22 protein-coding genes and 1 other RNA gene are annotated in these 21,658 nt (G+C 60.5%); 17 read left to right on the top strand and 6 right to left on the bottom strand.

Annotated features, from left to right (window positions below; genetic code table 11):
• Positions 1–106 precede the first annotated feature (106 nt).
• From zapA to ACMGGK_RS03465, 3 genes are all read left to right on the top strand, one after another.
• Positions 107–436, top strand: a complete 330-nt coding sequence (gene zapA / locus ACMGGK_RS03475; protein ID WP_004931621.1) for a cell division protein ZapA — start codon at positions 107–109, stop codon at positions 434–436.
• Positions 437–476: 40 nt separating this feature from the next.
• A non-coding RNA gene (gene ssrS / locus ACMGGK_RS03470) (6S RNA) lies at positions 477–659 on the top strand.
• A gap of 52 nt (positions 660–711) precedes the next feature.
• Positions 712–1,320, top strand: coding sequence for a 5-formyltetrahydrofolate cyclo-ligase (locus ACMGGK_RS03465; protein ID WP_049300360.1), 609 nt, complete (start codon positions 712–714; stop codon positions 1,318–1,320).
• A gap of 48 nt (positions 1,321–1,368) precedes the next feature.
• On the opposite strand, the gene serA is transcribed toward ACMGGK_RS03465, so the two are convergent.
• A complete protein-coding gene (serA, locus tag ACMGGK_RS03460) occupies positions 1,369–2,607 on the bottom strand; it encodes a phosphoglycerate dehydrogenase (RefSeq protein ID WP_028127697.1) in 1,239 nt (412 codons plus the stop codon).
• A 292-nt stretch (positions 2,608–2,899) separates the two neighbouring features.
• A complete protein-coding gene (gene rpiA / locus ACMGGK_RS03455; protein ID WP_004931614.1) occupies positions 2,900–3,556 on the bottom strand; it encodes a ribose-5-phosphate isomerase RpiA in 657 nt (218 codons plus the stop codon).
• Positions 3,557–3,760: 204 nt separating this feature from the next.
• Here rpiA and ACMGGK_RS03450 point away from each other — a divergent pair, with 204 nt between their 5' ends.
• Positions 3,761–4,654, top strand: a complete 894-nt coding sequence (locus tag ACMGGK_RS03450; RefSeq protein ID WP_004931613.1) for a LysR family transcriptional regulator ArgP — start codon at positions 3,761–3,763, stop codon at positions 4,652–4,654.
• Positions 4,655–4,702: 48 nt separating this feature from the next.
• Here ACMGGK_RS03450 and ACMGGK_RS03445 read toward each other — a convergent pair whose 3' ends face one another.
• The 3 genes from ACMGGK_RS03445 to ACMGGK_RS03435 form a co-directional block, all read right to left on the bottom strand.
• A complete protein-coding gene (locus ACMGGK_RS03445) occupies positions 4,703–5,434 on the bottom strand; it encodes an oxidative stress defense protein (protein WP_004931607.1) in 732 nt (243 codons plus the stop codon).
• A 121-nt stretch (positions 5,435–5,555) separates the two neighbouring features.
• A complete protein-coding gene (gene argO / locus ACMGGK_RS03440; protein ID WP_004931603.1) occupies positions 5,556–6,173 on the bottom strand; it encodes an arginine exporter ArgO in 618 nt (205 codons plus the stop codon).
• Positions 6,174–6,298: 125 nt separating this feature from the next.
• Positions 6,299–7,117: an IclR family transcriptional regulator gene (locus tag ACMGGK_RS03435; RefSeq protein ID WP_033632146.1), complete on the bottom strand. Its 819-nt coding sequence runs from the start codon at positions 7,115–7,117 to the stop codon at positions 6,299–6,301.
• Positions 7,118–7,491: 374 nt separating this feature from the next.
• On the opposite strand from ACMGGK_RS03435, the gene ACMGGK_RS03430 reads away from it, so the two are divergent.
• The 12 genes from ACMGGK_RS03430 (at position 7,492) to ACMGGK_RS03375 (ending at position 19,799) form a co-directional block, all read left to right on the top strand.
• A complete protein-coding gene (locus ACMGGK_RS03430; protein ID WP_016930013.1) occupies positions 7,492–9,045 on the top strand; it encodes a sugar ABC transporter ATP-binding protein in 1,554 nt (517 codons plus the stop codon).
• Positions 9,038–10,120, top strand: coding sequence for an ABC transporter permease (locus ACMGGK_RS03425; RefSeq protein WP_198636968.1), 1,083 nt, complete (start codon positions 9,038–9,040; stop codon positions 10,118–10,120). Before ACMGGK_RS03430 ends, ACMGGK_RS03425 begins: the two co-directional genes overlap by 8 nt.
• Positions 10,121–10,134: 14 nt before the next feature.
• On the top strand, positions 10,135–11,235 hold the full coding sequence (locus ACMGGK_RS03420) for a substrate-binding domain-containing protein (protein WP_420276693.1): 1,101 nt from the start codon (positions 10,135–10,137) through the stop codon (positions 11,233–11,235).
• Entirely contained in the window at positions 11,232–12,107 is an 876-nt protein-coding gene (locus ACMGGK_RS03415; RefSeq protein ID WP_016930016.1) for an SMP-30/gluconolactonase/LRE family protein, read from the top strand. The genes ACMGGK_RS03420 and ACMGGK_RS03415 overlap by 4 nt, the downstream gene beginning before the upstream one ends.
• Positions 12,108–12,363: 256 nt before the next feature.
• On the top strand, positions 12,364–13,362 hold the full coding sequence (yiaK, locus tag ACMGGK_RS03410; RefSeq protein WP_016930017.1) for a 3-dehydro-L-gulonate 2-dehydrogenase: 999 nt from the start codon (positions 12,364–12,366) through the stop codon (positions 13,360–13,362).
• Positions 13,363–13,375: 13 nt separating this feature from the next.
• Positions 13,376–13,846: a YhcH/YjgK/YiaL family protein gene (locus tag ACMGGK_RS03405; RefSeq protein ID WP_016930018.1), complete on the top strand. Its 471-nt coding sequence runs from the start codon at positions 13,376–13,378 to the stop codon at positions 13,844–13,846.
• A 122-nt stretch (positions 13,847–13,968) separates the two neighbouring features.
• Positions 13,969–15,264, top strand: a complete 1,296-nt coding sequence (locus ACMGGK_RS03400; protein ID WP_049300359.1) for an MFS transporter — start codon at positions 13,969–13,971, stop codon at positions 15,262–15,264.
• Positions 15,264–16,754 (top strand): FGGY-family carbohydrate kinase, encoded by a 1,491-nt coding sequence (locus ACMGGK_RS03395; protein ID WP_275424129.1) that lies wholly within the window; start codon positions 15,264–15,266, stop codon positions 16,752–16,754. The genes ACMGGK_RS03400 and ACMGGK_RS03395 overlap by 1 nt, the downstream gene beginning before the upstream one ends.
• On the top strand, positions 16,751–17,407 hold the full coding sequence (gene ulaD, locus ACMGGK_RS03390; protein ID WP_420276692.1) for a 3-keto-L-gulonate-6-phosphate decarboxylase UlaD: 657 nt from the start codon (positions 16,751–16,753) through the stop codon (positions 17,405–17,407). Before ACMGGK_RS03395 ends, ulaD begins: the two co-directional genes overlap by 4 nt.
• Before the next feature lies 1 nt (position 17,408).
• Positions 17,409–18,269 carry an L-ribulose-5-phosphate 3-epimerase gene (locus ACMGGK_RS03385; protein ID WP_420276691.1) on the top strand — a complete coding sequence of 287 codons (861 nt, stop codon included), beginning with the start codon at positions 17,409–17,411 and terminating at the stop codon, positions 18,267–18,269.
• A complete protein-coding gene (gene araD, locus ACMGGK_RS03380) occupies positions 18,263–18,958 on the top strand; it encodes an L-ribulose-5-phosphate 4-epimerase (protein ID WP_016930023.1) in 696 nt (231 codons plus the stop codon). The genes ACMGGK_RS03385 and araD overlap by 7 nt, the downstream gene beginning before the upstream one ends.
• Positions 18,959–19,100: 142 nt before the next feature.
• The gene (locus tag ACMGGK_RS03375) at positions 19,101–19,799 is read left to right on the top strand and encodes an RluA family pseudouridine synthase (protein WP_420276690.1); all 699 of its coding nucleotides are present in this window, start codon (positions 19,101–19,103) and stop codon (positions 19,797–19,799) included.
• A 7-nt stretch (positions 19,800–19,806) separates the two neighbouring features.
• Here ACMGGK_RS03375 and ACMGGK_RS03370 read toward each other — a convergent pair whose 3' ends face one another.
• Positions 19,807–20,346 (bottom strand): DUF2058 domain-containing protein, encoded by a 540-nt coding sequence (locus tag ACMGGK_RS03370; protein WP_025160208.1) that lies wholly within the window; start codon positions 20,344–20,346, stop codon positions 19,807–19,809.
• Positions 20,347–20,662: 316 nt separating this feature from the next.
• On the opposite strand from ACMGGK_RS03370, the gene ACMGGK_RS03365 reads away from it, so the two are divergent.
• Positions 20,663–21,640, top strand: coding sequence for a DUF1852 domain-containing protein (locus tag ACMGGK_RS03365; RefSeq protein ID WP_016930027.1), 978 nt, complete (start codon positions 20,663–20,665; stop codon positions 21,638–21,640).
• Positions 21,641–21,658: the final 18 nt, after the last annotated feature.

The raw sequence follows: 21,658 nt of genomic DNA, 5'->3' as shown, positions 1-21,658 counted from the left end.
TGAAAAAGGGGTTGTATCTTGGTACCGAGGTATATATAGTGGCGCCCGCTTTGACGGCCCGGCCAGGGCGGACAAGGCTGGCGCGAAATTTAGGCAGGAAGGTGGCATGTCTGCACAACCGGTAGATATTCAAATTTTTGGCCGCTCGTTAAGAGTCAATTGCCCGCCAGAACAACAAGATGCGTTGAATATGGCGGCGGACGATCTTAACCAGCGGTTGCAAGATCTTAAAGTTCGCACTAGAGTCTCCAATACTGAGCAACTGGTTTTCATCGCGGCATTGAACGTCTGTCACGAACTTGCTCAAGAACGGTTGAAAACCCGTGACTATGCGTCCAATATGGAACAACGCATACGGATGCTGCAGCAGACCATTGAACAAGCGCTGCTTGAACAAGGTCGCATCTCTGAACGTCAGGATGCACAATTCGAATAACTTAAGTTGTTGAAATCAAAGTTTCGGCAACGAGTACAAAATTTCTCTGAGATGTTCGCCAGCGGGCCAGTCCCCTGAGCCGATATTTAGTACAAACAGAATGTGTTGCTCCGCGATCGGTGAGCACGCTCGGTGCGCCGAGAAGCCTTAAGATTGCGACGGCACGTTCACCTTGAACCATGGGTTCAAGGGTTACAGCCTGCGACGGCATCTCGGAGATTCCCCTTCTCAGCGGTTTATGTGTGCTGAACGCCACACTGAGCAAGCCTGATACGATGTCTTTTCAACCCCAATTCGCGCAGCAGCGCCAAGCCATTCGTCAACTCATTCGCCAACGTCGGCGCGAGCTTACGCCGGGCCAGCAACGCTTTGCCGCAGACAAGATAGCCGAACGCCTCGTCGCGCATGAACGCATTCAGGCGGCGCACAGCATCGCGGTGTTTTTGTCGTTTGACGGCGAACTCGATACCGGGCCGCTGATCGAGCGGCTGTGGACGCTCGGCAAACGGGTTTACCTGCCGGTGCTGCATCCGTTCAGCCCAGGCCACCTGCTGTTCCTGCGCTATGCGCCGGAAACGCCGCTGGTGCGCAACCGCTTCAATATTCTCGAACCACGCCTCGATGTGCGCCAGGTGTTGCCGCTGGGTGAACTGGAGGTGGTGCTGACGCCGCTGGTGGCGTTCGATCATACCGGGCAGCGTCTGGGCATGGGCGGCGGCTTTTACGATCGCACCCTGCAAAACTGGCGCAGCGGCGGCCCCTATCCCATCGGCCTGGCCCATGATTGCCAGCAGGTGGAACACCTGCCGACCGAACATTGGGATATCCCGCTGCCGGAAATCCTCACCCCGCTCTGCAGCTGGGCGTGGCATGAGCCCAAATAGCAAAAGGCCGGATCGCTCCGGCCTTTTTCGTTGCGGCATGCCGCCGAATCAGAACAGCAGGCGGGCGCGGATGGTGCCGTCGATGGCCTTCATACGCTGCAGCGCGGCGTCGGCGCGCGCGGTTTCCGCTTCGATGTCGATCACCACATAGCCGATTTCCGGCCCGGTTTGCAGATACTGTGCGGCGATGTTAACCCCCTCTTCGGCGAAGATCTGGTTAATCTGCGTCAGAACGCCCGGACGGTTTTCGTGGATGTGCAGCAGGCGGCTGGCGTTCGGGCCATGCGCCGGCAGCGACACTTCCGGGAAGTTGACGGCGGACAGAGTCGATCCGTTGTCGGAGTATTTCGCCAGCTTGCCGGCCACTTCGTCGCCGATGTTCTCCTGCGCTTCCTGCGTGGAACCGCCGATGTGCGGCGTCAGCAGCACGTTGTCGAACTCACACAGCGGCGAGTTGAACGGATCGCTGTTGGTCGCAGGCTCTTCCGGGAAGACGTCGATCGCCGCGCCCGCCAGGTGATTGCTGGCCAGCGCGTCGCACAGCGCGGGAATATCCACCACGGTGCCGCGCGAGGCGTTGATCAGAATGGCGCCCGGTTTCATCAGCGCCAGCTCTTCCGCCCCCATCATATTTTTGGTCGATGGCGTTTCCGGCACGTGCAGCGTCACCACGTCGCTCATATTGAGCAAATCGGACAGATGGCGCACCTGCTGCGCATTGCCCAGCGGCAGTTTGTTCTCGATGTCGTAGAAGAACACCTTCATGCCCAGCCCTTCGGCCAGAATGCCCAATTGGGTGCCGATATGGCCGTAACCGATGATGCCCAGCTTTTTGCCGCGCGCCTCATAGGAGCCCACGGCCAGTTTGTGCCACACGCCGCGGTGCGCCTTGGCGTTGGCGGCCGGAATGCCGCGCAGCATCAACAGCAGCTCGCCCAGCACCATTTCGGCCACGGATCGGGTATTGGAGAAGGGGGCGTTGAAGACCGGAATACCGCGTTTGGTCGCCGCTTTCAGCTCAACCTGGTTGGTGCCGATGCAGAAGCAGCCCACCGCCACCAGTTTTTCTGCGGCGGCGAACACCTCTTCGGTCAGATGCGTGCGCGATCGGATGCCGACGAAGTGTGCATCGCGGATGGATGCCTTCAGCGATTCGGTGTCTAACGCACCCTTGTGGTATTCGATGTTGGTATAACCGGCGGCACGTAAATTATCGACCGTGCTCTGATGAACCCCTTCCACCAACAGGAATTTAATCCTGTCTTTCTCCAATGATACTTTTGCCATTTACCCGACCCTATGTTCAGACTTCAGAAGCGGCTGTGACGACACAGCTCCCATCCAACATAACAAAAATAACGCGGGCGGCAATACAAACGATTGCCTGCCCGGCAGGACAAGGCGCAGCGTTGATGGCGGTTTACGGCAGAAAATGCCATAGGGAAAGTTTTCGGCAGAAGCTTTGGGGAGTCAGTTTTCACAATGTGACATAAGTCACCAAATTTGCCGTTTTTCAGAAAAGATATTTTAACCGAAGAATTATGCGGCCCGGCACTGCCGGGCCACAGACGGCAGAAGTTTATTTGACCACTTTCACGCCTTCCGGGGTGCCGACCAGCGCCACGTCCGCACCGCGGTTGGCGAACAGCCCCACGGTCACCACGCCGGCGATGCCGTTGATCTTGTTCTCCAGCGCCACGGCGTCGGTGATGCTCAGGTTATGCACATCGAGGATCACGTTGCCGTTGTCGGTCACCACGTTCTGGCGATACTCCGGCAGACCGCCGAGTTTCACCAGCTCGCGCGCCACGTAAGAGCGAGCCATCGGGATCACTTCCACCGGCAGCGGGAACTTGCCCAGCACGTCCACCTGCTTGCTGGCGTCGACGATGCAGATGAATTTCTTGGCGATGGCGGCAATGATCTTCTCGCGCGTCAGCGCCGCGCCGCCGCCCTTGATCATCTGCATATGGCCGTTGATTTCGTCCGCGCCGTCCACGTAGATATCGAGCGAGTCCACTTCGTTGCTGTCGAACACGTGGATGCCGAGGCTTTTCAGCTTGGCGGTGGAGGCATCGGAGCTGGACACCGCGCCTTCGATCTGGTGCTTGATGGAGCCCAGCGCGTCAATAAAGTGGGCGGCGGTAGAGCCGGTGCCGACCCCGACGATGGTGCCCGGCGTCACGTATTCCAGCGCCGCCCAGCCCACCGCTTTTTTCAGTTCATCCTGCGTCATAATATGTCCCTTGCCTCTGTACGAAAACGTGTGCGTATTATAGGGTAAAACGCTGTTTTTCACGCCGGCAGGATCACACTTATTTACCGCAGCCCGCATTTTTACCCGCTTGGCGGCGAGCTGGGGGCGTGATTTTTCCACCTGCGCCGCACGCAAAATGTGGCATAGTGCCGGTATCATTCTAATTTAAGGGATATCTTTCCGATGAAACGCCCAGACTATCGTACGCTGCAAGCGCTGGACGCGGTGATCCGTGAGCGCGGCTTCGAGCGCGCCGCGCAAAAACTCTGTATCACGCAATCGGCGGTATCCCAACGCATCAAACAGCTGGAAAACCTGTTCGGCCAACCGCTGCTGGTTCGTACCGTGCCGCCGCGCCCGACCGAACAAGGGCAAAAGCTGCTGGCGCTGCTGCATCAGGTGGAGCTGCTGGAAGAAGAGTGGCTCGGCAATGACACCGGCGTCGATACGCCGCTGCTGCTGTCGCTGGCGGTCAACGCCGACAGTCTGGCGACCTGGCTGCTGCCGGCGCTGAAGCCGGTGCTGGCGGACTCCCCCATTCGTCTGAATCTGCAGGTGGAAGATGAAACCCGCACCCAGGAGCGGCTGCGCCGCGGTGAGGTGGTGGGCGCGGTGAGTATTCAGCCGCAGCCGCTGCCGAGTTGCCTGGTGGATCGGCTGGGGGCGCTGGACTACCTGTTCGTGGCCTCCAGCGGCTTCGCCGAGCGCTATTTCCCGAACGGCGTCACCCGCTCCGCGCTGTTGAAAGCGCCGGCGGTGGCCTTCGATCATCTCGACGACATGCACCAGGCATTCCTGCAGCAGAACTTCGATCTGTCGCCGGGCAGCGTGCCCTGCCACATCGTGAACTCATCGGAAGCCTTCGTGCAGCTGGCCCGTCAGGGCACCACCTGCTGTATGATCCCACATCTGCAGATCGAAAAGGAGCTGGCATCCGGCGAACTGATCGATTTGACGCCGGGGCTGTACCAGCGCCGCATGCTGTACTGGCACCGCTTCGCGCCGGAGAGCCGCATGATGCGTAAAGTGACCGACGCGTTGCTGGAGCACGGTCACCAGGTGCTGCGCCAGGATTAAAACGAAAAAAGGTTCGCCGCAGCGAACCTTTTCTTCATGACAACACCCTTACTGCGCGGCGTTGCGCTGCAGCTCGAACACCACATCCACCTGATCGTCGAAGTGAATGCTTTGCTGTTCATAGGTTTGCGCCGCGTCGTTTTCCGCCGCCGCGCCGGCCGCCTTATACATCCGCGCCACCGGCATCGGCTGGTAGTTGGCGACCCGGTAGCGAATGCTGTACACCGGCCCCAGCTTGGCGTGGAAGCCCTTGGCCAGGGATTCGGCCTGCTGAGTCGCGTTCTCGATCGCTTTTTGCCGCGCCTGCTCGCGATATACGTCCGGTTTGGCGACGCCCAGCTCCACCGCGCGGATCTCGTTCAGGCCGGATTTCAGCGCGCCGTCCAGCAACTCGTTCAGCTTGTCCAACTGGCGCAGAGTGACCTGCACCTGGCGCACCGCCCGGTAGCCCTTCAGCACCGACTCGCCGGTTTTCAGGTAGTCGTATTCCGGCTGAGTGCGCAGGTTGGCGGCGCTGATGTCTTTTTTCTCGATGTTGTTTTTCTGCAGGAAATCAAAGTACTGCGCCACGCGCTCGTCTACCTGCTTCTTCGCCTGAGCGGCGTCTTTGGAGGAAACGCTCACCTCGATCGCCAGGGTGGCGATATCCGGCGTGGCGTCCACGCTGGCGGTGCCGGAGGTGACGACGTGCGGCCCTTCAGGCACTTCAGCCGCCTGCAGCGCCATCGGTAACGTCCCTAATCCGACCATTGCGGCCATAGCCAATGCTTTTAGCTTCACAGTGTCTCCTTAATGACAGGCTGTCTCTGATCGCCGGCTTTTCCCTGCGAGAACCGCCGGATTCCTGGCATCAAACGTAGCATATCGCACGGCGTTTTGAATTCGGATTAGTGACAAATTCTTATAAATTTGCCCCCTGCCAGGCCAGCTGCAGCGCGATGCCCCACATCACCAGCCCGACCAGCGCATTGATGATGCGCTGCGCCCGCTGCGTATTCAGCCACGGCGCCAGCCAGGAGGCCAGCAGCGCCAGGCCGAAGAACCACACCGCCGACGCGCTGACCGCGCCAAGCGCGAACCAGGAGCGCACATCCGCCGTCAGCTGTCCGCCCAGGCTGCCGAGCACCACGAAGGTGTCCAGATAGACGTGCGGATTCAGCCAGGTGACCGCCAGCATTGTGACCACGATGCGCCAGCGACTCTGCGCCAGCTCCTGCGCCGCGGCCTGCGCCGGTTGCGGGCTGAAGGCGGAACGGAACGCGCCCCAGCCGTACCACAGCAGAAACGCCACACCGCCCCAGGTGACCAGCGCCAACAGCAGCGGCGAGCGGGTCAGCAACGCGCTGCCGCCGAAAATACCGGCGCAGATCAGCACGATATCGCTCAGTGCGCACAATGAGGCGATCATCAGATGATACTGACGGCGAATGCCCTGATTCATCACGAATACGTTCTGCGGGCCCAGCGGCAGGATCATGGCGGCGCTCAGAGCAAAACCCTGCAGGAAGACGGCTAACATGGGAGATTCCTCGAATGATAAAAGGCGCCGGACGTGGGCGCGTATCGGTCAACACGCGCATCATACGAGGAAGCGATCATTAGTTGAAATTGATGTTTCTAATCCAGCATCAGCAGAGCTAATACTCAAATCGGCGTGACGAACCCCAGCTCCTGCGAGATGCGTTGCGCGGTGGCCAGCACCGGTTTGATCAGGCTTTTGACGCCGATCTGCTGCAGCTTGGCGGTCGGCAGAGAAACAGACACCGCATAAGGCACGCGCTGTTGAATATCGAACACCGGTGCCGCCACGCAGGAGACCCCCAGCTCGTTTTCCTCGCGATCCATCGCCAAGCCGCGCTGGCGAATATCGGCCAGTTCCTCATACATCTTCGGCAGCTCGGTAATGGTATTGCGCGTCAGCGTCTGAATCTCCTGCTGGTGAGTCTGCCAGTAGTGAGCCGGATAATCGTCGTTGCCGTAGGCCATGAAGATTTTACCCATCGCCGAACAGTACAGCGGCATATGCTGGCCGATATAAGCGCGAGTGCGCATCATGCCGGTGGTCGGCTCCAGCTTGTAGATCAGGATGACGTGATCGTCTTCGCGGCTGGAGAAGTTGACCGTCTCCCCCACTTCCAGGTTCAGCTGCTCCAAATGCGGCGCAGCCACGTGGATGATGTTGAGTGACGACAGCGCCTTCTGGCCGATGGAAATGAACTTGGTGGTCAGGCGGTAGCTGCCCGGCGACGGCGCCTGGGTCACATAGCCGCTGGTGTGCAACCCCTGCAGCAGACGGTGCACCGTGCTCTTGTTCATGCCGGCCAGCTCAGACAGATGCGCCAGTGGGCACCCGTTGGGAAAATTGCTCAGGATCTCAATCAACTGCAAACCGCGGAACAGGCTTTGGCTGCCCAGCGGTTTGTCTTTCTTGTCATCTTTCTCGTCGACGGCTTTCAGGCTCATAGCGAAAATCTCTCCAGTGTCGAACCGCCAACCGGCGCTGCGGCGAAGTCAGCAGGCTCTTTGCCGGGCATGTTACCCCAAGGCCCGCATCAGGTGAAGACGGAACGCCGTTTCATTGTCCGCAGCGGGCCAAAAATCCGCAATATTTCCCCCGCATTGAAGTGAGCCATCGGTCACACTTCCGCAAAGTAAAAAATAACCCATTGTTTAATAACAGCAATTAAAACCTCATCGCCTTTGATTTAGCGCAACGAACGTCATATTATTTTTGAAATTGAATTTCGCATGTTGAAATTTAAAGGCCAGATACTCACCAGCGGTTTAGCTGATTTGCCCGGCATCTTCGCACGGGCGCAACACCAGGGGCGCATCACATGACTATCGATAATGCGGCACAACCCATCCTTACCCTCAGCCACATCGTCAAACGATTTGGCGGCAACGTGGCGGTCAACGACGTCAGCCTGCAGGTGATGCCGGGCGAAGTTCTGGCGCTGCTGGGCGAAAACGGCGCCGGCAAATCGACGCTGATCAAAGTGCTGGCGGGCGTCTACCCGCGCGACGGCGGCGATATTCGCTTTCAGGGCGCAAGCATCGCCTCCGCCGCCGCGATAAAAAGCGCCAGCCGCCAGCCGATCGCCTTTATTCATCAGGATCTCGGCCTGATCGAATGGATGACGGTGGCGGAAAACATGGCGCTGGTGATGGGGTTTCCCCGCCGCTTTGGGTTGATCGACTGGCGCGCCATTCGCCGCCGGGCGGCGCAGGCGCTGCAAGACGTCGGCATCGCGCTCGATCCCGATGCGCGCGTCTTCGAACTGTCGCGCACCGAAAAATCGCTGCTGGCGATCGCCCGCGCGGTGGCGGTCAATGCCGAGCTGCTGGTGCTGGATGAACCGACCGCCTCCCTGCCCGCCAACGACGTGCGTCATCTGTTCGCCGTGATCAACCGGCTGCGCGCCAAAAAGGTCGGCATGATTTACGTCACCCACCGTTTGGACGAAGTGATCGAAATCGCCGATCGAGTCTGCGTGATGCGCGACGGGCGCTATGTCGCCGGCGGCCGCACCGCCGACTACTCGCTGCGCGATCTGGTGCAAACCATCGTTGGCGAAGCGATGGCGGACGATCAGCGCGAACCGCTGCCGGAGCATCGTCCGCCGGTGCTGCAGCTCGATAGCGTCACGGTGGGCGACATCGGTCCGGTGAGCTTCGAGTTGCAGCCGGGCGAGATGCTGGCGTTGGCCGGCCTGCGCGGGGCCGGGCAAGAAGAGATTGGCCGTCTGCTGTTCGGGTTGCGTCAGGCCGACGGCGGCGCGATTCGGTTTCGCGATCGGCCCTATCTGGCGAGTTCCCCGCAGCAGGCGATGGCCTGCGGCGTTTCACTGGTGGCGGGCGATCGCACCGGTGAAAGCCTGGTGATGTCGATGAGCGTGCGTGAAAACCTGTTTATCAACCCCTGCGCCAGCGGCCACCGGCTGCTCTCCCGCTACGGGCGGCGAGCGGAGATCGGTGCCAGTTGGTGGAAGGTGCAGCTGTTCGACGTACGCCCCAAGGACGTCAATATCGATATCAGCGCGCTGTCCGGCGGCAACCAGCAAAAGGTGGTGATGGCGCGCTGGATGCACCTGGGGGCGCCGCTGCTGATCCTGGAAGATCCCACCGCCGGCGTGGACGTCGGCGCGCGCGCGGAAATCTACCACCTGTTGAATAAATCCCTGGCGGAAGGCGTGGCAGTGCTGGTGATCTCCAACGATTTCGAGGAGATCGCCCATATTTGCAACCGCGCGCTGGTATTCAACCGCGGGAAAGTGGTCGGGGAATTGAAAAATCAACAGGTGTCATTCGCCAATTTATTGGAGCTGGCCTCTGCCAGCACCGGGGAAAGCGTCGCAATCACGTCAGAATCCGAGGTAGGCCATGTCTAAAACATCCGTTAAATCAACCGCGCTGGAGCAGCGCGTCAGCCTGGCGCAGGACGGCGCCGGCCCGTGGCTGATGCAGGTTCTCACCCGCTATGGCCTGCTGCTGCTGTGCATCGCGCTGGTCGTGCTGTTCTCACTGCTCACCCCCTCCTTCGCATCGATGCTGACGCTGCAGGCGATTCTGTCGAGCAAGGCCAAAATCGCCCTGTTGGCGCTGGCGGCGACCATCCCGATGATCGTGGGCAAGATCGATCTTAACGTCGGCTTCGGCATTGTGCTGTGGCACATCCTGGCGATCACGCTGCAGGTGGAATACGGCTTCACCTGGCAGATGGCGGTGCTGACGGTGCTGGCGATTTCGGCGCTGTACGGGTTGCTGAACGGCATTCTGGTGGCGCTGGCCGATATCGACAGCTTCGTCGCCACCCTCGGCTCCGGCACCGTACTGTACGCCATTGCCCTGTGGCACTCCGGCGGGCGGCAGATCGTCGGCGACTTGCCGGATGCCTTTATCGCGCTGCACCACACCGAGATCGCCGGCATTCCGATCGTGGCGTTTTACGTGCTGATCGTCGCGGTGGTGCTGTGGCTCATCACCGAACATACCCCGCTCGGCCGCTGCATGTATGCGGTGGGCGGCAACCCGGCGGCGGCGCGTCTGAACGGCATCTCGGTCAATCGCTTTACCATCGGCGCCTTCATCGCCTCCAGCGTGCTCACCGGTTTCAGCGGCGTATTGATCGCCGCCGAACAGGGCGTCGGCCAGGCCAGCGTCGGCATGGACTATCTGCTGCCGGCGCTGGTCGGCGCCTTCCTCGGCAGCACCACCATTCGCCCAGGGCGCGTCAACGTCTGGGGCACCGTGGTCGGCATCGCCATTCTGGCAATCGGCATCGCCGGCATTCAGCAGTTCGGCGGCGAATTCTGGGTCGAACCGCTGTTCAACGGCGCGACGCTGTTGCTGTCGATCACCCTGGCCGGCTATGCCCAACGCCGTCGGCTGCTCAATCAGAAAGCGGTACAACGCAGCCAGGCGACGCCGGCTGACAACAACAATCAGACAGCGACCCACCCTTAAACCAGGAGCACACCATGAAACGCATTTGGCTGTTACCGGGGTTCACGACCTTGCTGCTCGCCGCATCGCCGGTCTGGGCCGACGCCTATCTCGATCAGGCCACCGCCGCCGTCGCGAAGGCCACCGCCAGCGCCACCCAGTGGGACGGCCCCACCAGCGGCCCGCAGCTGCAGGCCAACAAGAAGATCATTTTTATCGCCTCCGACATGAAGAACGGCGGCGTGCAAGGGGTGCAACAGGGGTTGAGCGAAGCGGCGAAAGCCGCCGGCTGGAAGCTGGAAACGCTCGACGGCGGCGGCTCGGTGAAAGATCAGCTGGCATCGCTCAATCAGGCCATCGCCCAGAAACCGGACGGCATCGTGATCGGCGGCTGGAACCCTAACGTCGCCAAGATCCCGCTGAAAAAGGCCGTACAGCAGGGCATCGTGCTGACCGCCTGGCACGCGGTGCCGGAACCGGGCCCCATCGCCAAATACAACGTGTTCTATAACGTCACGTCGGATTCCAACGAAGTGGCGCGCATCGCCGCGCAATACGCGGTGGTTCAGTCCGGCGGCAAGGCGAGCGTGTTGATCTTCACCGACTCGCTGTACCAAATCGCGTTGGACAAGGCCAACGTCATGAAAGAAGAGATCGCCAAATGCAGCGGCTGCACGCTGCTGGAATTCATCGACACGCCGCTGGCCGATACCGCCAACCGCATGCCGGCGATGACCTTCAGCCTGCAGCAGAAGTACGGCGACAAATTCCAATATGCGCTGGCGATCAACGATCTGTACTTCGACTTTATGGCCCCGGCGCTGAAGACCGCCGGCAAAGGCGGCAAGAACGCGCCTTACAACGTGTCGGCCGGCGACGGTTCGATCTCCGCTTACCAGCGTATCCGGTCAGGCGACAGCCAGTCGGCGACGGTGCCGGAGCCCTTGAAGCTGCACGGTTGGCAACTGCTGGACGAATTCAACCGCGCCTTCGCCAAGCACCCGCCTTCCGGCTACGTCACGCCGGCGCACCTGGTGACACGCGACAATATCGCCGCCGACGGCGGCGCCAATAACCTGTATGACCCGCAAAATGATTATCAGGGCCATTACAAAGCGATCTGGGGCGTGAAGTGAACGGCGGCATTCGGCATTCATTGCGCACGCACGCTCAGCTCGAGCGCTTGTGCTCACCTGCGATTTGGGCCGAAGGGCCGGTCTGGCTACCGCAGGAGGATGCGGTGGTGTTCAGCGACGTGAAAGGCAATCGCATGTTCCGCTGGTCACGCCGGGGTGAGCTGGCCCTATACCGTTCGCCGTCGCACTACGCCAACGGCAATGCGCGCGACGGCGAGGGGCGCGTGGTCAGCTGCGAACACGGGCGGCGCGGCATCAGCCGCACCGAAAGCGATGGCGAAGTGCGCCTGTTGATCGACCGCGTCGACGGTAAGCGCTTTAACTCGCCGAACGACGTGGCGGTGCGTTCCGACGGCACCCTGTGGTTCACCGATCCGCCCTACGGCATCATCGGCGACGAAGAGGGCTACAAATCGGAAAGCCAGGTGATCGGCTGTTACCTCTACAGCTTCGATCCGCGCGACGGTTCGCTGACCATCGCCGCCTGCGACCTGCAGCGCCCGAACGGTCTGGCGTTTTCACCGGATGAAAAATGGCTGTACGTGGCGGACATGTCGATCGTGGATTTCCCGACGCTGGGCCGCCGCGAGCTGCGCGTCTATGCGGTCAACGGCCGCGAGCTGGAAGCCGGCCGCCGTTTCGCGACGGTGGAGCCCGGTTTCCCGGACGGGTTCTGCGTCGACCGGGCCGGCAATCTGTTTTGCAGCTGCGCCGACGGCGTGCTGGTCTTTGATCCAGAGGGGCGACAGATCGACAAAATCAGCGTGCCGGAACGCGTCTCCAATTGCACCTTCGGCGGCCCGAACGGCGATGAACTCTATATCACCGCCACCACCTCACTCTACCGCATGGTGTTGAACACCCGCGGTTAGCCGGGGTCTTGCAAGACGCAGGGTGGGTGTCGATCCGCCCTGCTTTGCCATGTCTGAAGCACGCCATCTCCACCAAAATGTGGCGACGATCACAAAATCACCACTCAATTTTAACGTCATGTTTTTCATGAATAATTTTACTCCCCCTTGCTTTGACTTCCCTGAATCGCCGGGATAGCATTTATTTGAAATGCAATTTCGCATATTGAAATCTAGCGAACCAAAAACAGACGATTCGCACAGGCGGAGAACCGGCATGAGAGTGAGTTACAGCGAATTAAAACAGCAATTCAAACGCGTGCTGCTGGCGCGCGGCGTGGCGGAACATCTCGCCGACGACTGCGCCGGCATGTTCGCCGACACCACCGCCAGCGGCGTTTACTCCCACGGCGTTAACCGCTTTCCGCGCTTTATTCAGCAGTTGGACGCCGGCGATATCGTGCCAGACGCTGAACCCAGCAAACTGTTGTCTCTGGGGGCGATCGAGCAATGGGATGCGCACCAGGGTATCGGCAACCTTACCGCCCGCCGCATGATGGATCGCGCCATGCAGTTGGCCGATGATCATGGCATCGGCCTGGTGGCGCTGCGCAACGCCAACCACTGGATGCGCGGCGGCGGTTACGGCTGGCAGGCGGCGGAGAAAGGCTATATCGGCATTTGCTGGACCAACTCGATCGCCGTGATGCCGCCGTGGGGCGCCAAAACGTGCCGTATCGGCACCAACCCTTTGATCGTCGCCGTGCCGGGCAACCCGATCACTATGGTGGACATGTCGATGTCGATGTTTTCCTACGGCGCGCTGGAGCTGAACCGGCTTGCGGGCAAAACCCTGCCGGTGGACGGCGGCTTCGACAACGACGGCCATCTGACCCGCGATCCGGCCACCATCGAAGAGAATCGGCGCATTTTGCCGATGGGGTACTGGAAAGGATCGGCGTTGTCGATCGTGCTGGACATGATCGCCACCCTGCTGTCAGGCGGCGCCTCGGTGGCGGAAGTGACGGAAGATCACCGCGACGAATACGGCGTCTCGCAGGTGTTCATCGCGATTGAGATAGACCGGTTGATCGACGGCGACAGCCGCGATCAAAAACTGCAGCGCATCATGGATTACGTCACCAGCGCCGAACGGGACAACCCCGACGTCGCCATTCGCCTGCCGGGCCACAAGTTCCCGCGCATTCTGGCAGAGAACCTGCGCGACGGCATTCCGGTCGACGAACGAGTCTGGGCGCGCATTCAGGCGCTGTAACGGGAGGAGCATCATGATATTCGGCCACATCGCCAACACCGCGCCCGAGCAGTACCCGACGCCGGTCGCCAACGCCGTCGCCTATTTGCAGCGCACCGATTTCAGCGTCTTGCCCGCAGGGCGCTATGAAGATCCCGCCACCGGCTACGTGGTGCAAGTGCTGGATCTGCATACCCAACCACCGGATGCGCTGCGCCCGGAAGTCCACCGGCAAAACGTCGACGTGCAGTTTCTGGTCAGCGGCACCGAACTTATCGGCGTAGCGGCGGACAACGGCGACAACGTCGTTCATCAGGAGCTGCTGGCACAGCGCGACATCCTGTTTTATCAGGACGTGGCCGACGAATCCTGGCTCACGATGCGGCCCGGCAACTTCGCGGTATTTTTCCCACAGGACGTGCATCGCCCGGCCTGCATTAACCAACGCCCAAGCGCGATACGCAAGGTGGTGGTGAAGATACCGCTGGCGTCGTTTAGCGCCTGATAGCCGCCACACCCGTAACGATAACAACACCGGTCCATGGGCCTGTGCGGGCGCCCCTGCGCCCAAATCAAGCAAAACAAACGCCCGACCCTACAAAAAAGCGAACATCGAAAGAGGTCCTTATGAATACAGCCTCCGTTTCCGTCAGCCAAAGCCAGGCGATCCCCAAGCTCCGCTGGCTGAGGATCGTGCCGCCGATCCTCATCACCTGCATCATTTCTTACATGGACCGGGTCAACATCGCCTTCGCCATGCCCGGCGGCATGGATGACGAACTCGGCATCACCGCCTCGATGGCCGGACTGGCCGGCGGCATCTTCTTCATCGGTTACCTGTTTCTGCAGGTGCCCGGCGGCAAGCTGGCGGTATACGGCAACGGCAAGAAATTCATCGGCTGGTCACTGTTGGCCTGGGCGGTGATCTCGGTGCTGACCGGGCTGGTCACCAACCAGTACCAGCTGCTGTTCCTGCGCTTCGCCCTCGGCGTTTCCGAAGGCGGCATGCTGCCGGTGGTGCTGACCATGATCAGCAACTGGTTCCCGGATAAGGAGCGCGGCCGCGCCAACGCCATCGTCATCATGTTCGTGCCGATCGCCGGCATTCTCACCGCCCCGCTGTCGGGTTGGATCATCACCGCCTGGGACTGGCGCATGCTGTTTCTGGTGGAGGGCGCTCTGTCGCTGATAGTCATGGCGCTGTGGTACTTCACCATCAGCAACCGCCCCCAGGAGGCCAAATGGATCTCGCAGGCGGAAAAAGAGTATCTGGTAAAGACCCTGCACGACGAACAGCTGCTGATCAAAGGAAAAACGGTGCGCAACGCCTCGTTGCGCCGGGTGCTGGGCGACCGGATCATGTGGCAGCTGATCCTGGTGAATTTTTTCTACCAGACCGGTATCTACGGCTACACCCTGTGGCTGCCGACCATTTTGAAAGGGCTGACCCACGGCGATATGGAGCAAGTGGGCCTGCTGGCTATCCTGCCCTATATCGGCGCCATCTTCGGCATGCTGATCATCTCCACCCTCTCCGATCGCACCGGCAAGCGCAAAATCTTCGTCGCCCTGCCGCTGGCCTGCTTTGCCGCCTGCATGGCGCTGTCGGTGCTGCTGAAGGATCACGTCTGGTGGTCTTACGCTGCGCTGGTCGGCTGCGGCGTATTTATTCAGGCGGCGGCCGGGGTGTTCTGGACCATCCCGCCCAAATTGTTCAACGCCGAAGTGGCCGGCGGTGCGCGCGGCGTGATCAATGCGCTGGGCAACCTCGGCGGCTTTTGCGGCCCGTATATGGTCGGCGTCCTGATCAGCCTGTTCAACAAGGATGTCGGTGTCTACAGCCTGGCTGCCTCGCTGGCGATCGCCTCCGTGCTGGCGTTGATGCTGCCCAATAAATGCGACCACAGTACGAGGAGCGAATGATGGAATATTGGCTGGGGCTCGACTGCGGCGGCACCTTCATCAAGGCGGGTTTATACGACCACAGGGGCCATGAACACGGCGTTGCGCGGCGCAATCTGGCGATCGTCGCGCCGCATCCCGGCTGGGCCGAGCGCGATATGGCATCGCTGTGGCGCACCGCCGCCGACGTGATCCGTGAAGTGCTGTCCGCCAGCGGCGTTGCCGCCGGCGCCATCCAGGCCATCGGCATCTCGGCGCAGGGCAAGGGCGCGTTTCTGCTGGATAAGCAGGGGCAGCCGCTGGGCAACGCCATGCTCTCTTCCGATCAGCGCGCGCTGGCGCTGGTGCAGGAATGGCAACGGCAGGGCGTGCCGCAGGCGCTGTATCCGCAAACGCGCCAAACGCTGTGGACCGGGCACCCGGTCTCACTGCTGCGCTGGCTGAAGCGGCATCAGCCTGAACGTTACGCCCGCATCGGCAGCGTGCTGATGGCGCACGACTACCTGCGCTATTGCCTGACCGGCGAGCTGGCCTGCGAAGAAACCAATATCTCCGAATCCAACCTGTATCAGATGCGCAGCGGACGCTATGACCCGGCGTTGGCGCAGCTGCTGGGCATCGGCGACATCATGCCCGCCCTGCCGACGATTGTCGGTTCGGCCGACATCGCCGGACGCGTCGCGGCAAACGCCGCGGCCATTACCGGCCTGCAAATCGGCACCCCGGTGGTCGGCGGGTTGTTCGACGTGGTGTCCACCGCGCTGTGCGCCGGCCTGCAGGACGAAACCCAGCTCAACGCGGTGATGGGGACCTGGTCGGTCACCAGCGGCATCACCGACGCCATCGTCGAGGGTTTCGATCATCCCTTTGTCTATGGCCGCCACGCCGAAAACGGCCAATACATCGTGCACGAAGCCAGCCCCACTTCCGCCGCCAACCTGGAATGGTTCTGTCACCAATGGGGGCTGCAGGACTACGACCAGCTTAACCGCTGGGTCGCCGCCCTGCCGAAAGCCGCCGGCGATCTGCTGTTCGCCCCTTTCCTGTATGGCTCCAACGCCGGCCTGGGGCTGAGCGCCAGCTTCTACGGCCTGCAGGCCTTCCACCAACGCGAGCACCTGGTGCAGGCGATCTACGAAGGCGTGGTGTTCTGCCACATGACGCACCTTAACCGCATGCGCCGGCGTTTCCCTGAGGCGCAGGCGCTGCGCGTGACCGGCGGTCCCGCCAAATCCCTCCCCTGGATGCAAATGTTCGCCGACGTCAGCGGCCTGCCGGTTGAGCTGCCGCAGGTGGAAGAAACCGGCTGTTTGGGCGCGGCGATGGCGGCCATGGTCGGCAGCGGCGTCTTCAGCGATTTTACCGCCGCCCAGCGCCGGCTGGCGCCGCGTATCGAGCGGCTGCTGCCTGATGCGGCCGCCGCCGAAGCTTACAACCACAAACACCAACGTTATCAGGCGCTGATTGCTGCATTGCAAAATCTGCAGCCCGCCAACAAGGAGGCCCCATGAGCACGAAACCGCGCCTGCAGCTGGCGCTCGATCAAACCCGTTTGGATACGGCGCTGCGCACCGCCGAGACCCTCAGCCCCCATGTGGACATCATCGAGGCCGGTACCATTTTGTGCATCAGCGCCGGCATTCAGGCGGTTAGCGCGTTGCGCGAGCGCTGTCCGCAGCACACGCTGGTGGCCGATCTCAAGGTGGCCGACGCCGGTGCGACGCTGGCCGAGCAGGCCTTCGGCCAAGGCGCGGACTGGATGACGGTGATCTGCGCCGCGCCGTTGGCCACCATGGCCAGCGCGCGGGAGGTCGCCGAGCGTCACAGCGGCGAAATCCAGATCGAACTGTTCGGCCGCTGGACATTGGAGGATGCGCGGCAATGGCGCGGCCTTGGCATTCGCCAGGCGATCTATCACCGCGGCCGCGACGCGCAGGCCAGCGGGCAAACCTGGGGCCGGCAGGATCTGGATCGGATGAAGGCGCTGTCCGATCTGGGCATCGAGCTGTCGGTGACCGGCGGCATCACGCCCGCCGACCTGCCGCTGTTTAAAGAGATCGCCGTCACCGCCTTTATCGCCGGCCGCGCGCTGGCCGAGGCCGGCGATCCGCCGGCGGCCGCCAGGCAGTTCCGCGCCGCCATCGATGACATCTGGAGATCATGATATGCGTCAGCACCCGTTGGGAATTTACGAGAAAGCGCTGCCGAAACACCTGAGCTGGCCCGAGCGCCTGGCGCTGGCCAAGGCCTGCGGCTTCGACTTCGTCGAAATGTCGGTGGACGAAAGCGATGAACGCCTGGCGCGCCTGAGCTGGAGCAAGGCGCAGCGCTTGGCGCTGGTGGACGCCATGCTGGAAACCGGCATCCGCATCCCGTCGATGTGCCTCTCCGGCCACCGGCGCTTTCCGTTTGGCAGCCACGATCCGGCGCTGCGCCAGCGCGCCTTCGACGTGATGGAACAGGCCATTCAGCTGGCCAAAGACGTCGGTATCCGCACCATCCAGCTGGCCGGCTACGACGTGTATTACGAAGAGCAGGACGAGGGGACGCTGGCGCGCTTTAGCGAAGGCATGCAGTGGGCGGTAGAGCGTGCCGCCGCCGCCCAGGTGATGCTGGCGGTGGAAATCATGGAGACCGCCTTTATGAACTCGATCGGTAAATGGAAAGCCTGGGACGCCCTGCTGGCCTCGCCGTGGTTCACGGTGTATCCGGACGTCGGCAACCTCAGCGCCTGGGGCAATGACGTGCCGCGCGAGCTGGAGCTGGGCATCGACCGCATCGCCGCCATTCACCTGAAAGACACCTACCCGGTCACCGCCGTTTCGCCGGGACAATTCCGCGACGTGCCGTTTGGCGAAGGCTGCGTCGACTTCGTCGAGGTGTTTCGCACGTTGCAGCGCCTCAATTACCGCGGCGCATTCCTGATTGAGATGTGGACCGAAAAAGCCGAGGAGCCGGTGGCCGAGATCGTTCAGGCCCGCCGCTGGATCGAACAGAAAATGCAACAAGGGGGCATGACATGCTGACTCAGTTAAAACAACAGGTGCTGGAGGCCAATCTCGATCTGCCACGCCATAAGCTGGTGACCTTTACCTGGGGCAACGTCAGCGCGGTGGATCGCGAACGCGGCCTGGTGGTGATCAAACCTTCCGGCGTTGAATACGAGCATATGACGGCGGAGGATATGGTGGTGGTCGATCTGGCCAGCGGCCGCACCGTCGAGGGGGTAAAAAAACCGTCGTCGGACACCGCCACCCATCTGGCGCTGTACCGCGAATTCGCCGATATCGGCGGTATCGTGCACACCCATTCGCGCCACGCCACCATCTGGGCGCAGGCCGGGCTGGACATCCCCGCCTGGGGAACCACCCACGCCGACTACTTTTATGGCGCGATCCCCTGCACTCGCCTGATGACCCAGGATGAAATTGAGCACGATTACGAACTGGAAACCGGCAACGTGATTATCGAAACCTTCCGCCAGCGCGATATCAATCCCAACGCGATCCCGGCGGTACTGGTCAACGCCCACGGCCCCTTCGCCTGGGGCAAAGACGCCCACAATGCGGTGCATAATGCGGTGGTGCTGGAAGAAATTGCCTACATGGGCATTTTCTCGCGCCAGCTGACGCCGGGCATTCACAGCATGCAGCGCGAACTGTTGGACAAACACTACCTGCGCAAACACGGCCAACACGCCTACTACGGGCAGTAGCGCGCCGGGGCTTTAACCGTGGCACCCGATGCTTTGCCGCATCGGGTGCCAACGGGCATGAGGCGCAGTGTAGCGAAAACCGCATTCGCCCATCGGCGAAAAATTCGCTATCATCCGCACCCACCCTCCAGCCGGCCGCCCGATGTCTACGATCACCGATACCTTTATCGCCCCGCCATGCCATGACCAGATAGAGATCCTCTATCAGGACGATCATCTGGCGCTGATCAATAAGCCGGCCGGGCTGCTCAGCCTCTCGGGCAAGAATCCGCAGAATCTCGATTCGGTACACCACCGGCTGGTACAGAGGTTCCCCGGCTGCGCCCTGGCGCACCGCCTGGATTTCGGCACGTCCGGTTTGATGGTGGTGGCCCGCAACAAGGCCGTCAACGCCGCGCTCTGTCGGCAGTTCAGCGAACGCATCGTCGGCAAAGTGTACAGCGCGCTGCTCTGCGGCCATCTGGCGGATAACGAAGGGGTAATAGACGCGGCGATCGCCAAAGATCCGGCGTTGTTCCCGCTGATGTCGATTTGCGCCCTCCACGGCAAGCCCGCCCGCTCCCGCTATCGGGTCGTCGAACGTTTTTATCGTGAAATGGAAGGCGGGATCTCGCTGCCGCTGACGCGGGTGCAGCTCACCCCGGAGACCGGACGCACCCACCAGCTGCGTATTCACAGCCGGCAATTGGGCCATCCTATTTTAGGTTGCGATCTGTATGGCGGGCGCCTGCTGCCGGGTACCGAACAGACGCCGCGGCTGATGCTGCACGCCAGCGAGCTGGACTTTGTGCACCCCATCAGCGGAGAGCGGATAACCGCTCGTCACGCAGCGCCGTTCTGAACGCGGCTTACCACATCAAATCGTCGGGCACTTTAAAGTCGGCGTACGGATCGTCTTCATCCTGTTCTTCCTGACTCAGCGCGCTGTGCAGCACTATGCTGGCCGCATCGCGCTGCGCGATTTTATCGGCGACGCTCGCGGGGATAATCGCGTATTCACACTCTTCCCGATTCTCGACCACCAAGCGGGCAATGGCGAGGCGGCCATTGATCAGCTGCGTCTGCGTCGCCTTATCCACCAGGATTTTTTTAATCAGGTTGCCGTCGGTGAAGTTGAAACCGATATCGCCTTTCGCCAGGACGATGCGGTTCATCTCGATCAGCTGCTTCACCTGCGCCTTGTACTCTTTGGACAACGCGGCCTGCTTTTGCTGCTCGCTCAGCTGCTTATCGCGCTCAAGTTGCGCCTTTTTATTCTCTTCCACCGCTTCTCTGGCCTCGCGGGCCTGAACGCGTGATTTTTTAGCCGTTCTCTGGACTTTGGCCATTTTCTTGCTGGTTACCAAGCCCGCTTTGAGCATCTGCTCTTGTAAGGTGAGTTTTGTCATGTTCGTGTCTGAAGCCGTGGGATCATGGAGGGATTATACCCGTAATTTTTCAGGCTGCACCAGGTTGCCGGCCCAACCCACCGGCGGTTTGCGCCGCAGGGCAACGGCGATAAACCGCCCCGAACGCCAGAACATGAATACCGCTCATGTGGTAATGAAATTAAGTCTCTTTCACTCCCACCGGGACTCTGGCAAAAATAGACCTCATTAACGACAGACAATATGAAATCGGCTGAATGAAAAAAGAGAAAAACAAACCATTGAAATAAATGGATAAATACAGCCTTCATATCATATAACAGGATGCTATAAGACGATGAATAGAGACTTTACCTTTACGATTAAGAGCAGTTCTTTCGATGAAGATTATAACCCTTCTGAAAGTACGCGTATCACCACCAACTTCGCCAATTTGGCCAGAGGGGAAAATCGCCGGGAGAACCTGCGCAATACGCTGGTGATGATTAACAATCGCTTCAATACGTTGGCGCATTGGGATAACCCCAAGGCCGATCGCTATTCGGTCGAGCTTGAAATCATCTCGGTTGAGATGCGCATTGAAGATCAGGGCGCCAGCTTCCCGGTGATCGAAATCCTGAAAACCAACATCCTTGATAAAAAAACGCAAAAGCGTATCGAGGGCATCGTTGGGAACAATTTCTCCTCTTACGTGCGCGATTACGACTTTAGCGTCTTGCTGCCGGCGCACAATAAAAACACGGCGGAATTTACCATTCCGGATGATTTCGGCGATTTGCACGGCAATATCTTTAAGCACTTCGTCAATTCAAACGAATACCATGAAAATTTCAGCAAACCGCCGGTGATTTGCCTCAGCGTGTCCAGCAAAGACACCTACCATCGGACGGGCAATCAACACCCGGTGTTGGGCGACGAGTATCGGCAAGACGGCGCTTCGCTGACCGACCGGTATTTTAAAAAAATGGGCCTGCAGGTGCGCTACTTCATGCCGAAAAATAGCGTCGCGCCCCTGGCGTTTTATTTCCCCGGGGATTTGCTGAGCGATTACACCGATCTGGAACTGATCGGCACCATCAGCACGATGGAGACCTTCCAGAAAATTTATCGGCCTGAAATTTACAATGCCAACTCGGCGGCGGGGCAATGCTATCAGCCCAGCCTGAATAACCAGGATCATTCATTAACCAAGATTGTTTACGATCGCGAAGAGCGTAGCCAGTTGGCGATTGAGCAGGGGAAATTTACGGAAGAGCAATTTATCAAACCCTACAAACCTCTTCTTGAGCAATGGTCTGCTCACTACGCGCTTTGATTCACTCAAATACAGGTC

The sequence above is a fragment of the Serratia sp. BNK-33-b genome (genome assembly GCF_048684565.1).
Lineage (GTDB): Bacteria > Pseudomonadota > Gammaproteobacteria > Enterobacterales > Enterobacteriaceae > Serratia > Serratia marcescens.
The sequence above is the reverse complement of the archived record's forward strand: the minus strand, read 5'-3'. Positions and strand labels throughout refer to the sequence as shown.